Origin of the sequence: Luteibacter flocculans (genome assembly GCF_023612255.1) — a bacterium.
GTDB classification, from domain to species: Bacteria; Pseudomonadota; Gammaproteobacteria; order Xanthomonadales; family Rhodanobacteraceae; genus Luteibacter; species Luteibacter flocculans.
Genome location: NZ_CP063231.1, coordinates 1418655 through 1431531, shown reverse-complemented (window position 1 = coordinate 1431531; position 12877 = coordinate 1418655). Strand labels below are relative to the sequence as shown.

The window sequence follows — 12877 nt, the reverse complement described above, 5'->3', positions numbered from 1 at the left end:
GCACCGTCGCCTGCGTCAGTGCCCCTCCCCCGCCCGGATCGTCGCCTCGTTGATCGCGCGTACTTTGGCCTCGTCCACCTTTTCCACTTGACGGTCGTAGGTGAACAAACCGTTGTGTTCGCCTTCCACATCGGTGATCTGGGTATAGACGCTGCCGGACATGCCCTTGGCCGTGCCCTTGTCGCGCAATACAGCGGTATTGGCGACATAGCCATCGATCAGCGCATCGCGGTCCTTCACCGCCCCGTAAGGGTTGATGGCCGTGTTCGGCCAGACGTGACCTGCAACGCTCAAGGTCAGTCCTCCATGTTCGCCATCCATGGTCGCGCGCGTGGCGTCGGGCTCCGGCAGGCCTGGTCCCTGGTAGTCGTGCACGTCGTAGACGTCGCCCGCGTGTGGATCGCCCTTGGTATCGCAGCAGTTCAATCCACTGCGCGCATCGACCAGACGTGACGGATCGAGCCGTTTTATCTGCGCGGCCAGTTCGGCAGCGGCGGGAATGCTCCACTGACCCCATCCCTCGTTGAAGGGAATCCAGCCGACGACCGATGTCTCGCCGCGCAGTTGCTCCACGATAGACGAGACATCGGCACGGAAGCGGGCCTTGTCGGCGTCGCTGAGCGCTTCGTTGTGTCCGTTCGGCAGCGAGGGCATGTCCTGCCAGACCATGATGCCCATGCGGTCGGCCCAGTAGTACCAGCGCGCCGGTTCGACCTTGATGTGCTTGCGGATGGTGTTGAAGCCGAGATCCCTGGTCTTCTGGATGTCGAACTTGAGCGCTTCGTCGGTCGGCGCGGTATAGATGCCGTCGGGCCAGTAGCCCTGGTCCAGGGTCGCCAGAAGGAAAGTGGGTTTGCCGTTGAGCACAATGCGGTTGTGTCCCCCTGCCTTGGCGATGCCGATGGTGCGCAGCCCCGCATAGCTGGTGACGTCGTCGTGCTGATCGCCCCGCGTGAGCGTCGCCTTGAACGTATAGAGGAACGGATCGCGCGGGGTCCACGGACGCGGATGCGCGATCGCAAGGCGCAATGGCCGACTCGCCGGGCCGCTCGCCTCACCGACCGGTTTGCCATCCCAATAGGCGGTGACATGGAGATTGGCGTCGCCCTGGCCGTCGACCTTGGCCGCGACAGTGAACGCGTCCAGGCTCGGGACCGCCGTGAAATCGAGTTGCGCAAGACTTAGCGCCGGTACGGGTTCCAGCCAGACCGATTGCCAGATACCGGATGCCGCGGTGTAGAAGATGCCTTCCGGCTTGAGACGCTGCTTGCCGACCATGACGTTCTCGGCATCGACGGGCGCATGCACGGTCACCACGATTTCCTGTGGACCCTGCGCTCGTAGTGCTGGCGTGATGTCCGCACCGAATGACGTGTAACCACCCGAATGCGTCGCCACCTGCGTGCCGTTGACGTACACCGTGGCGTCCTGGGCGACCGCGCCGAAGTTCAGGCGCACATGCTGCCCACCGGCCGTGAAATCCTTAGGGATATCCACGAGCCGCCGGTACACCATGAAGTCCGCATGCGTGCCCACCCCCGACAATGCAGACTCGACGGGAAACGGGACGAGCACGGTGTCCTTCAGCGTGCGACCGAATGGCGGCGCAATCTGTTGCGCGCTGGCCGCGTACTGCCAGAGCCCGTTGAGGCTCATCCAGCGCGGCGCGTCCAACGACGGACGCGCCAGGCGCGGCCTCGGATACTCGGGCAAGACATCGCGTGGCGTGACCTTGCTCGTCCAGGGCGTTGCCAACGGCGCGACCTTGCCGTTCCAGACCTTTGCCTGGTCCGGCGCCGCCGTCGCTGTCGTCGCGACGCCGATCGCCAGGGCCATGCCGGCCGAGACGAACGCAGGCCGCGTCGTGAGACTGATCTTCATGCGTTGTTCCTTACGGTTGAGCGCCCGACATGGACGGCGGTGCATCCTGCGGGTCGGTGCCCCAGGTGGTGCTGGGCTCGGGACCCATCGTGAGCACGAGCGTGGCGCCATCGGCGATGTCTGCGTGGCTGAACCATGGTTTGTTCCAAGCCTTGCCGTTGAGCGTGGCGGACTGGATGTACATGTTCCGCGCAGAGTTATTGCGTGCCACGACTTCGAAGGTCTTCCCGTTGCCCAGGCGCATGCGCACCCGATCGAAGATCGGACTGCCGATGATGTAATCGGGCATCGAGGGATCGACCGGATAGAAGCCCATCGCGCTCAACACGTACCACGACGACGTCGAGCCTTGATCATCCATGCCCGGGTAGCCGTAGCCGGTGGCATCGCTGCCGTAGAGATCAGCGAGGATGCGGCGGACCAACGCCTGCGTCTTCCACGGCTGGCCGCTCCATGCATAGAGATAGGCGGCCTGCTGATCGGGCTGGTTGCCCTGGACGTATTGCCCGATGAGGCCGGTGCAATCGCGGCACACGCCCTTGGCCTCGTAGGGCGTGGAGAAGAAGGCGTCCAGCTTGGCGTTGAAACGATCGCGTCCGCCCAGCAGGTTCATCAGACCTTGCACGTCGTGCGGCACGAGCCATAGCGTGGACCAGCCCGAGCCCTCCTTCATCATGAAGTTGTAGTAAGGCTCGCCCGGGTCGAACGGCGAGATCCACTGGCCATCCTCGGTACGCCCCCGAAAGAAGCCGGTACTCGGATCGAACACATTGCGGTAGTTCCCAGCGCGACGCTGGAACAGGGCCGCGTCGTCGTTCTTGCCAAGGCGGCGAGCGACGTCGGCAAGCGCGTCGTCGTCCCAGGCGTATTCCAGCGTCGTGGCGACACCCGCCTTTCCGCCAGCGTACGGCGGGCTCGGGTTGCCGGCGGGAACGATGTCCGAAATCCAGCCGCGCTTCATGTACTCGTCGAGATAGCCGCGCGGCCCCTTCGGATCGGTCGCGTTCTTGCGCAGGTACTCATAGACCGCGGCATAGTCGAAGTCGATACCGCGTCGCCAGGCGCCGTCGTAGAGGAGTACGGCATGATCGCCATGAAACGACGTATTCATGTAGCCGCGTTCGCGCGCGCGATCCAGTTCGGAACGCATGATGTCCTGCACGACGGTCGGTTCGAGCAGCATGAGCAGCGCGATCTGGTTCCGGCCCGTGTCCCAGAACGGTACCGGTCCATAGTGATCGTAGTCGGCGACGTGATCGCGACCGTCCGCATCGGTGTAGTGCTCGCCCTTCCGGGCGATCATGCGCGGGCTCGCGAACGAGTGATACAGCGTCGAATAGAACAGCATGCGCTGTTTCGGCGTGCCGCCGGTCACCTGCACCTTCTCGAACAGGTCTGCCCACCGGTCTCGTGCCTTCGCATGCACACGATCGAAGTCGGCGTCGCTGTCCTGTGCGTGGAGTCGCTGCTCGGCTTCGGCGGTACTGTGACCGTGGGCAATGCGCAGCACCACTTGCTCGCCTGCTTTCGTGTCGAAGGTGACATAGGCGCCAGCGTAATCGCCGGACACCTGGCGACGGCTGGCCTGCACGTCCTCACGCCCAAGCCCTTCGCCCTTGTGGGTGATCTCGGCGCGAAACGTACCGAATGCCTTGAATGGTCGCGAGAACTCGGCAACGAAATACGGACCGTCGGCATCCCTGTCGGGCCGATTGGCGTGGCCCACACCGCGGATCGTGCGATCGCCGACCACCTCCACGTCGCCACCCTCGCGACGCAGGTTCACAACCACGTTCGAGCGAGGGCTTTCGGGAAAAGTGAAGCGCATGAGGCTTGTCCACTGGGTCGCGGTCAGCTCTACCTTGTTGCGGAACGTGGCGAGGTCCACGGCGTAATAACCCGGCGATGCCTTTTCGGTGGCCTTGTCGTAGTACGAGGTCATGTAGTCGGGCGGCACGGTCCAGTCGCCGACCACCGGCATGACCATCGGCTCGCCGCGTGCGCCATACGTCGAACCGCCGCCGGTGAAACCTACCATCGCAGGGCGGCGATAGTCGTATGCCACGGCCACGCCCGTCGTGAAGCCGAGGTCCGCATTGATGTTGGCTGGCGCAGCCTCGGTGGCGCTCTGCGGCAGGCTCGCGCCGGGCGTGGTCATGCCGGTATAGAGCGGCTCGCCAGGTGGCGGTGCATTGCCAATCAGCGCCGGCTTGTCGAGCGGTGCCGTGCCAACAAGGGGATTGGCGAGGTCGACAGGCTCCGAGGAGGTGGCCGGCTTGTTGTCCTTTGCCAGCACCACTGTCGCGGAAGTCACGACAAACAGGGAAAGCGCGAACGCGAAGGCACGTTGGGGAAAACGCGCCAGAGGAATGATCATGGGGGCTTCCTTCGCTCGAAACGAAGACGGGACCAGGCATTCACCTGGCCCCGTCGCGGGTTTACTTGTTGCTGTCACCACCGAACTTGTAGGTCACGCCGACGTAGTACTGCCGGCCCGGATACAGCAACTGGACGAGGCGCGAACGCGTGTCGCCGCCCAGGTAGGTATGCGGCCGCGCCTTGTTGAAGTTGATGATCGAGGCGGTGACCATGAAGTGCTTGTTGAACTCGTAATCGCCGTTCAGATCGATCTGGTGATACGGCTGCGCGTAGATTGGCAGGCCCGCTGCCAGCCCCTGCATCGTGCGACCGGTCCAGTTGTCGCTGGCGCGCAGCAGCAGGCCGTTCTTCTCATAGAACAGCGACACGTTGGCCGCGTACTTCGCACTGCCGATCAGCTCGGCCTTGCCCACCTGCGTATCGCCCAGCGACACCGCGGTCTCGCTGGTGTGATTGAGCGTGTAGTTGGCGATGTAGCCGAAACCCGTGTCCCAGGTGTGCTGGGCGTACACCTCGATACCCTTCGACGTGCCGGAACGACCGTTGGCGTTGGTGCTGTACTGCCGGAAATTGGTCTGCGTGCCACCCACGTTCACGTCGATGTTGTTGACGGTCACGGGAACGACGAAGTTCTTCACCTTCTTCTGGAACAGATCGATACCGACGACGCCGTGTTCCGCGTAATACCACTCGCCGGCAAGGTCGAACTGAGTGGCGGTGAACGGCTTAAGGTCGGCATTGGCGCCGGACCCGTACCAGCCCGGCAGCGGGGCGCCGAACTGCTTGCGGTCGTTGTAGTAATCCTGCGTGTTGTTGGTGAGCTGACCGAGCTGGGCAAGGTCGGTGTAATTGGCACGGGCCATGGCCTGCGAACCGGCAGCACGAAGAACGAAGTCGTCGGCAATCGTCCACGCGATGTTGAAGCTCGGCAGCAGCTTGTTGTACCGCTTGTTGGTCGTGGAATTGTTGAAGTTCTCGACCACCGCCACTTCGCGCGGCAGGTACTGGAAGTCGCCCGGGGCGCATGCACCACCCCCCGCGTTCACGCCCGACGCCGGACAGATCAGGATGTTTCCCGCGGGGTCGTGGTAGTACACCGCGTTGTTGGTGGTGACCTGATTGGCCACCGTGAGGTCCTGCTTCGTGGTGACGAAGCGCAAGCCGACGTTGCCGCGAACCGTGCCGGTATCGAAATTGGCTTGCACATAGGCCGCTGCGATCTTCTCGCCGATCGACGACTTGTTCTGCGGCTTGTTGTAGATCACCCGGTCATAGGTGTCGTTGAGATGGTTGTAGTAGGCCGGGAAGTTGATGGCGGGGAAGATGCTGTCGCCGTAGGCATGGTTCACGCCGTCGAGATAATTCGGCAACAGGAAACCCGCGGGCAACTGCCCCGCATTGGGATCGCAGGTCTGGAACTGCAATGTCGTGCCCTTGCAGTACCAGCGCACTTCGTTACTCTGCTGCTCCGCATTGGCGTCGCTGTACTTGGCGCCGAATTGCAACGACTGCAACCATGAGCCGTCGAAGGCCCAGGTGAAATCCGCTTGCGCGAAGTTTTGCGAGGTACGCGTGTTCACCATGTTCGAACCCGTCGAGCCCAGGTCCACCTGACCGGCACCCGCCTGCATGTTCTGCAGCACTGCCTGATCGGCGGTGATGCCCGGCTTGCCGCTCAAGTTCCATGCAGCGCCCGTGCTGCCGTCGACCCACTGGCCATTCACGAAGTTGCGCGGCTTGGCAGCCATGCCGAGTTCGATCGACGGACCGCCCTTAGCCCAGGTACGACCGACGTTGAACGAGCCGCTGAGGGCACCACCGTTGTCCCACTCGCCTTCCAGGTTGAGCGTTTGCGACGTGGCCTTCTCGACGGAGTAATTGCCGTTGAGCCACGGGATTTCCGTGGAACAAACGTCGACTGCCTGGCGCGGCGCGCCGGTGACCGGATTCACGGAGGAATTACAGCCGACACCCGGGCGCGGCAGCACATAGTTGGCCCCGGTGACGATCGTGCCGGACTTGTCGAAGGTGAGTCCGTTCGGTGCCAGCAGGCGACCGTTCTGGTCAGCGAAGTTGGTGTTGTTCGGCAAACCCCACTCGGGAATTTCGAGCGTGTTGGTGATCTGGGTCTGCTCGCGCTCGAAGCGGAAATAGTTGCCCGTCAGCAGGAAATGGTCGCTCGGCTTGAACTGCATCGTGGCCTGGGCGCCCTTGGTCTTCAGGGTCAGGTCGTTTTGACTCGTGGCGAACTGCTGCGGCATCCAGAACCCGTTGGAGACGTTGCCTGCCTGATCGACCACGCCGTTACCCCAGAGGTCGATGTTGTTGTTGACCGCCGAGTTGTACGGATTGCCGTGGACGTTCACCGGTGGCTGGGTACACGTCGCGTGATCCGTGCAGTTGTCCGACCACCAGTGCCAACTCGACGCATCCGCCGAGTAAGTGGTTGCCTGGCGCTTCTGGTACGCACCGGCAACGAGGACGCCGAACGTTTCGTCCTTGTTCTTCCAAGACCACAGCGCAGCACCCTGCGGCTCCGTCTTCGAACTTGTATCGGAGCTGGCCGCGGTGCCGGTGACGAAGCCCTCGTTCACGCCCATCTCGAGCGGGCGGCGCGTGCGCAGGTCGACGTTGCCGCCGATGCCGCCTTCGTCCAGGCGCGCTTCGAGGCTCTTGTAGAGCTTGATGTCGGAGAACATGTTCGCCGGGAACAGTGTGTAGTTGAACGAGCGCGTCAGACCCGCCGACGTATCGGCCGACGCGACATAGTTGCCGTTCAATTCGGTATAGGTCAGTTCGGGGGCGAGGCCGCGGATGCTGACCGTCTTGCCTTCGCCGGACTCACGGCTGATCACGACGCCAGGCACATGCGCCAGCGCGTCGGCAATGTTCTTGGCGGGGAACTGCGCGATGTTCTGCGCGTTGATGACCTCGACAATGGAGTTGGCGTCACGCTTGTCCAGCACGTTCTGATCGATGGACTGGCGATAGCTCGTCACGACGACCGTCTGCAGGTCGGTCGTGTCGTTGGAACCATTCTTTTCCTTGGCCTTCGGCTTCGGCGGGTTTTTTGTCGTCGTGGCGTCGTCCTGTGTGGGACTCGACGCGGTTGGAGTTGCCTCCTGCGCGAAGGCCGCGGTCGGCAAGGCGATAGCGCCAAGCGACAGGCTGGCCGAGACGAGCGCGGCGTACAGCGGCTTGTGCGTAAACATACGTGGCAAACAAGTCATCTTTTTCTTTCCCCTCGTTGATAAGCGCCCCGAAGAAGCCGGCGCGGTGATCCCCCGTTCGATCACTGCTGCATCTATGACGACACGCACCCTCCTGTTGGATCGATCCAAATTTTTTGGCAAAAGAAGGCCCCTCGACCCATCGTCGATGGATGCTTCGATAGTCTCCGGAAGGGCTGCGGCTCAGCCCTTGCACAGCCGGCTTGGGCGCTGATGCCTTCCGGCTTCAGCGCTTTGTTGGCTTCTCGCCGCTATAGCGGCTCCCACAGACGCCAGGCGCTCTTGTGGGAACCGCCAGGGTGGCGAACCGATGCATTGCTAATGTCGAGTAGAGGGTGCGCGATGTTGTCGCGGGACACCGCTGGCCAGGGAGCCAGGGGGTAAGCGTTCGAATGCGACGCGCGAACGCGTGGTGGTGAAACGACAGGCGATGCTTGGTTTCATGCGATGGCTTCCCATACCGCTCATCAGGCCCCGGGGAAAGCAGCTACACCTACGACACGGGATGCACGATGGCGCACGCCGCGGAAGCCCTCCCCACCCCAACCAAGCCGAACCAGATAGCTTCGCGTCCCATCGCTGAGCTCGTCATGGATTCCAACTTGGATCGATCTAAATCCCCTGGGCATGCATTAAGGCGCTAAAGGCGCGAGCTGTCACGCTGCGCTGCAAAAATGGCATCCCTCTTACGGTCGATGGCAGCAGCGATACACGACGCGTAGATTGCTCACTCGACGATGGGAGAGGTGCATGCACGCAAAGCAATCCAGCTCCGCGAGGTTGTTGTCCTGTCTGTGTGTTGCGTCGGTAGCGGCGCTGTTGTGCTTACCGTCCATAGCGCAGACGCAAGACCCTGGATCGGTGGTCACGTCCAAGCCTTGCCAACCTGGGGCGTCTCTTACGCCCGGGCCCGCCTGTCTGCTGGCTCATCAGGACATCGGTGCACTTCCCGACGAACCGGTGTACTGGCACATCGACACCTTCCCCGATGAGTCTGGCACGCGCGCAGCGAAGAGTCCGACCAGCACCGTTGTCGTCGACTTCGGCAAGGTCTGGTTGTTCACTGTGGCGGGAAAGCACTGGCACGCAAGCGGCGGCATGCATGTCGCGACGATCGGCCCATTTCCCGTCATCAAGGCAAAGTCCTTCAGCGCGGACTATGTGCACTCGTATTTCGCGCCAGGCATGAGCGCACCGCTACACAAGCATTCCGGTCCCGAAGGGTTCTACGCCGTGGACGGAGACACCTGCCTGGAGATGCCGGACGGCGCACAGACCGGCTTCGGCCCCGGTAACGCGCAAGTCATGCCCGGCGGCGAACCGATGCTGTTGATGGCGATCGGCAAGACGCCGCGACGAGCATTCGCGCTCATCCTTCACGATGCGACCCAGCCAGCGACGACTCGGATCAGCGACTGGCAACCGGCCGGGCGGTGCGCTCGCGAACTCGCGGCGACGCGCTGACGCAGAACGGCGTTACGCGGCCGCCCTCAGCGATCCGCGAGTCGATCGAGCCGGAGTCGACCACGTGGATCGGTGAGCCGCGCCGTGGCAAGCGACACCGCGGCCACCGACGCAAGGCAGCTTCCACCGGCGAGCAGGAACATGAGCAGGATCTGATACTTCACCGCTTCCATAGGGTCCAGTCCAGCGAGAATCTGCCCGGTCATGATGCCCGGCAGGGTCACGACACCCGCGGCGCTCATCTGGTTCACGATGGGAATCATGCTTCGTCGTATGGCGTCGCGTGACAGGTCTGCGATGGCGGTCCGATAGCTGTCGCCGAGCATGAGACGTGCCTCGATGGCCGCAGCGTTGGCGCCTAACCCGTCGAAGACCCCGCTGAAGGCGATGCTCGCCGCGTTCAGCACATTGCCGAGAATGATGCCAGCCAGCGGAATCGCATACTGCGGCGAGAGCAAGGGATGGGGACGGATCGCTGTCAGAAGAGCGAACAGGCAGGTGAGCAGCGCAGGCGTCGCCACACTGGCAAGGCTGATGAGAAAGCCGCCGCGACGGAGGCGTCGGGACGGTCGCGCCGCGGCCTCGCGTGCCGCCACCAGCACCATCGCGACGATCAATGTGAGCGTAAGCCAGGTCTGCCCCACGGCGAAGACAAAACGCAGCACAAAACCGATCGCCACCAACTGCACGACCATGCGCGCCGCAGCGACGATCAGGCTGCGGTGAAAACGCAGACGAAAAACCAGCGAGATAAGCGCATCGCCGAGAATCAGCAGCGACGCTACCGCAAGGTCCGAAGGATGCAGCGCGATCACGCCCATGCCGGCGCAAGCCTCCCCTTCTCCATCACGAACGAACGGTTCGCCACGCGCCGCGCCTGCCCGGCGTCGTGCGTGACCATGACGATACCGGTGCCCTCACGGCTGTACTCGATCAGCAGGTTCTCCACCGCTGCCATGGCATCGGGATCGAGTCCGCTCGTCGGTTCGTCGAGCAACAGGACATCCGGCGATCTGGTCAGTGCGCGAATCAGCGCGAGGCGCTGGCGCTCGCCCGTCGACAGCACACGTACCTCTCGCGTGAGGATGTCGTCGGGAAGACGCAGGCGATGCGCGAGGGTGGCGGCATGCGCTTTTTCGGAAGGATCGACATGCATGTCGACCGTGGGGGCCCACCAACCGGATTGCGCAGGCACCAGCATCACGCGTCGCCGCCACGCTGGCCCCGCCAGCGCTTCGCGTCGTTCGCCGCGCAAGCTAAGGTGCCCCTCGCCGGGATCGAGATCGGCGAGTTGGCGAAGGAACAGCGATTTCCCAGCGCCAGACGCGCCCATGATGGCTACGCGCTCCCCGATAGCCAGCGTCAATGAGACAGGCCCCACACCGGGGCCAAGCAGGTCGTCGACCGACAGGAGCGGTGTTTCGTTACACATGCAATGCCGTTGTGCGCCTGGACATGGCGCATGATGCGGCTTCCGCGATGTGCCGCACCATTGCACGCGGCGCAAGATTTTTCGATTGCCGCCAAACAAGCGCTCCGGGCGGCGTTGTAAGCAGATCGTCATGAAACCGACAGCTTGTTCTAAGCTGACTTTGGCATCGTAGATCGAACGCCCCCGCTCCGGAGCTTTCATGTCCACGGCCGTTTCGATCGACGAGGCCACGCGCGCCAACCCGACCCGCGTACCGTTGCATGGGCGCATGCATGCATGGCGGCGGCGCACGATCACCTGGTTGCTCCGCCGGGTGATGCCACCCGCGCGAAACCTGGTGCGCGAGGGCGAACTTCCCGTCGCTGGTATCCAACGTGTACTCATCTGCCGCCCGAATCATCGTCTAGGCAATACGGTGATGCTTACGGCGCTGATGAGCGAGATCGAAAGCCGGTTCCCCGGCGCGGAGGTCGACGTGCTCGGCTCGGGTGGCGCCACGCGAAGCGTGTACGCCGGGTTCGACTGCCTCGGCGAACTGTTCCTGTTGGATCGTCGCGCGCTCCGCCGGCCGTTCGCCACGATAGGCACGCTGCGCAAGCTGCGCGCCAAGCGCTATGACCTCGTCGTCGATGCGGCGGCGGGTTCGTCGTCCGGTCGTATCGCGGCCAGTCTGGCTCGCGCGCGCTTTCAGTTGAGCGTGGATGCGCTCGGTTCGGACGTACCCACGCATTTCGCTGCGCGCCCGGTGCGGGCACTGCGGCGTGCACTCGGCGTGGCGGATGCGACGCCGGTCCCTAACCTCGATCTGCGTCTCAGTGCGGCCGAGCGCGTTGCCGGCGCAGCAGCCTTGGCACGCGTGCTGCGCGTTCCCGATCCGAGCGGACCGACGCTGGCGATCTTTCCCAACGCCACAGGCCGCAAGTGTCTCGATGCGACATGGTGGCAAACCTTCGTCAGCGAGTTGCTCGCGCGCGTGGGGCCGCTGCGCATCGTGGAACTGGTAGCAGCGGACGGTCAATCGCGCATCGGCAACGCGTACCCCACCTATTTCACGAGCGACCCGCGCAAGCTGGCCGCCTTCATCGATGCCGCCGGCATCTACGTGAGCGCAGACTGCGGCGTGATGCATCTCGCCGCCGCCACAAGCGCCATCACCATCGGCATCTTCGGGGCGACGGACCCGGAGCGCTACGCGCCCTACGGACCCCGCAACACGGGCTTCCGCAGCGACGACGGATGCCCCGTGGCCAGCGCCACGCGCGCGGCCGCCCATCTGCGTGGCGCGATCCGCTGATCAGCGATCGAGCAGATCCTCGTGCTGATTCAGCGACGGCGCTGCGAAGGGTTCCGGCGCGGGCGTACGGCCGAAGTGGATCGGATGATTCACGCCACGATACTGCCCCACGACAGGATGCTCGAAGGTAGCGACAAGCCCCTCGGCGGCTACCTGCGGATGATCGAACATGTCCTCGATGCGGCGTGCGGCGGCGCTCGGCACGGCGTCCCCGAAGATGGCTTCCCACTCCAGTGCCGTATGCGCCCTGAGCGCAGCATGCAGTCGCGGCACGATCTCGGCGTGGTGCTCGGCGCGCTTGCGCACGGTATCGAAGCGCTCATCGTCGTGCAGCGCCATCAGGCCGGTGCGTTCGCACAGCGCTTTCCAGAAGCGCGGTGTATTCGCCGAGATGTAGATGTAGCCTTCGCGCGCGGGGTGGATGCCGGTCACGCCGCCTGAGCGCATGTCGCGACCGATATCCAGCGATTCGCCTTCTGCCCAGATCATCCGCGCCGACTGCATCGTCAATGCGCTGCGCAGCAGGGAAACGCCCACGTACTGGCCCAGTCCGCTGCGTTCGCGCTCGTAGAGCGCCGAGGACACGCCCGCCGCGAGCAAGGCCGCAGCGTAGTAGTCGACCACGGAGCCGTAGATCACCTCGGGCGGACCGTTGCGCTTGCCTTGCAGGGTGCACATGCCGGTCATGGTCTGCAGCACCTGGTCGTAGCCGGCCTTGTCTTTCATCGGCCCCGTCTCGCCATAGCCGGTAACCGCACAGTAGATGAGCCGTGGATTGATGGGGTTGAGCCGGTCGTGGTCGATGCCGAGTCGCGCGGGTACGCCCGGACGAAAGTTGTGCACGAGCACGTCCGTATCGCGCACGAGGCGCAACAGCGCCGCGTGGTCGGATGGATTCTTGAGATCGAGCACGATGCCGCGCTTGCTGCGGTTCACGCCGAGAAAGGCGCGGCTCTCCGCGGCGAGTGTGGACGGATACTGGCGCAGGTTGTCGCCGCCCGGAGGCTCGATCTTGATCACGTCCGCGCCCTGGTCGGCCAGCAGCGTGCAGCCGTAAGGTCCGGCGATATAAGCGCTCAGGTCGAGCACCTTCACGCCAGCGAGCGGCCCTGACGCGACGCGTGGGGACGATGTCGGGTTTTCCATGCTTGTCTCGGTATCCACAGGTTCCATGTCCCGTTTGCGCGGATCACTTTG

Annotated in this window: 8 protein-coding genes; 2 read left to right on the top strand and 6 right to left on the bottom strand. The window is 63.8% G+C overall.

Annotation, left to right across the window (positions count from 1 at the left end; all coding sequences use genetic code 11):
- Positions 1-15: 15 nt before the first annotated feature.
- From IM816_RS06270 to IM816_RS06260, 3 genes are all read right to left on the bottom strand, one after another.
- The gene (locus tag IM816_RS06270) at positions 16-1881 is read right to left on the bottom strand and encodes a glycoside hydrolase family 2 protein (protein WP_250340214.1); all 1866 of its coding nucleotides are present in this window, start codon (positions 1879-1881) and stop codon (positions 16-18) included.
- A 10-nt stretch (positions 1882-1891) separates the two neighbouring features.
- The gene (locus IM816_RS06265) at positions 1892-4258 is read right to left on the bottom strand and encodes a GH92 family glycosyl hydrolase (protein WP_250340213.1); all 2367 of its coding nucleotides are present in this window, start codon (positions 4256-4258) and stop codon (positions 1892-1894) included.
- 61 nt (positions 4259-4319) lie between these two features.
- Positions 4320-7472, bottom strand: coding sequence for a TonB-dependent receptor (locus tag IM816_RS06260; RefSeq protein WP_250340705.1), 3153 nt, complete (start codon positions 7470-7472; stop codon positions 4320-4322).
- Positions 7473-8351: 879 nt separating this feature from the next.
- On the opposite strand from IM816_RS06260, the gene IM816_RS06255 reads away from it, so the two are divergent.
- Positions 8352-8954 (top strand): cupin domain-containing protein, encoded by a 603-nt coding sequence (locus tag IM816_RS06255; RefSeq protein WP_250340212.1) that lies wholly within the window; start codon positions 8352-8354, stop codon positions 8952-8954.
- A gap of 26 nt (positions 8955-8980) precedes the next feature.
- On the opposite strand, the gene IM816_RS06250 is transcribed toward IM816_RS06255, so the two are convergent.
- Both IM816_RS06250 and IM816_RS06245 read right to left on the bottom strand, forming a co-directional pair.
- Complete coding sequence (locus tag IM816_RS06250) at positions 8981-9775, bottom strand: ABC transporter permease (protein WP_250340211.1); 795 nt, start codon at positions 9773-9775, stop codon at positions 8981-8983.
- Positions 9766-10617, bottom strand: a complete 852-nt coding sequence (locus IM816_RS06245) for an ABC transporter ATP-binding protein (RefSeq protein WP_250340210.1) — start codon at positions 10615-10617, stop codon at positions 9766-9768. The genes IM816_RS06250 and IM816_RS06245 overlap by 10 nt, the downstream gene beginning before the upstream one ends.
- Between IM816_RS06245 and IM816_RS06240 the strand changes: the two genes are divergently transcribed.
- The gene (locus tag IM816_RS06240; RefSeq protein ID WP_250340209.1) at positions 10586-11680 is read left to right on the top strand and encodes a glycosyltransferase family 9 protein; all 1095 of its coding nucleotides are present in this window, start codon (positions 10586-10588) and stop codon (positions 11678-11680) included. The genes IM816_RS06245 and IM816_RS06240 overlap by 32 nt on opposite strands.
- Here the strand turns inward: IM816_RS06240 and IM816_RS06235 are convergent, their stop codons facing one another.
- Positions 11681-12826 carry a CaiB/BaiF CoA transferase family protein gene (locus tag IM816_RS06235; protein ID WP_250340208.1) on the bottom strand — a complete coding sequence of 382 codons (1146 nt, stop codon included), beginning with the start codon at positions 12824-12826 and terminating at the stop codon, positions 11681-11683.
- Positions 12827-12877 lie beyond the last annotated feature (51 nt).

Bases quoted from the DNA above. Each gene is read 5' to 3' on its own strand.
- IM816_RS06270 (WP_250340214.1), bottom strand. From the start codon at position 1,881: ATGAAGATCAGTCTCACGACGCGGCCTGCGTTCGTCTCGGCCGGCATG.
- IM816_RS06265 (WP_250340213.1), bottom strand. From the start codon at position 4,258: ATGATCATTCCTCTGGCGCGTTTTCCCCAACGTGCCTTCGCGTTCGCG.
- IM816_RS06260 (WP_250340705.1), bottom strand. From the start codon at position 7,472: ATGTTTACGCACAAGCCGCTGTACGCCGCGCTCGTCTCGGCCAGCCTG.
- IM816_RS06250 (WP_250340211.1), bottom strand. From the start codon at position 9,775: ATGGGCGTGATCGCGCTGCATCCTTCGGACCTTGCGGTAGCGTCGCTG.
- IM816_RS06240 (WP_250340209.1), top strand. From the start codon at position 10,586: ATGTCCACGGCCGTTTCGATCGACGAGGCCACGCGCGCCAACCCGACC.
- IM816_RS06235 (WP_250340208.1), bottom strand. From the start codon at position 12,826: ATGGAAAACCCGACATCGTCCCCACGCGTCGCGTCAGGGCCGCTCGCT.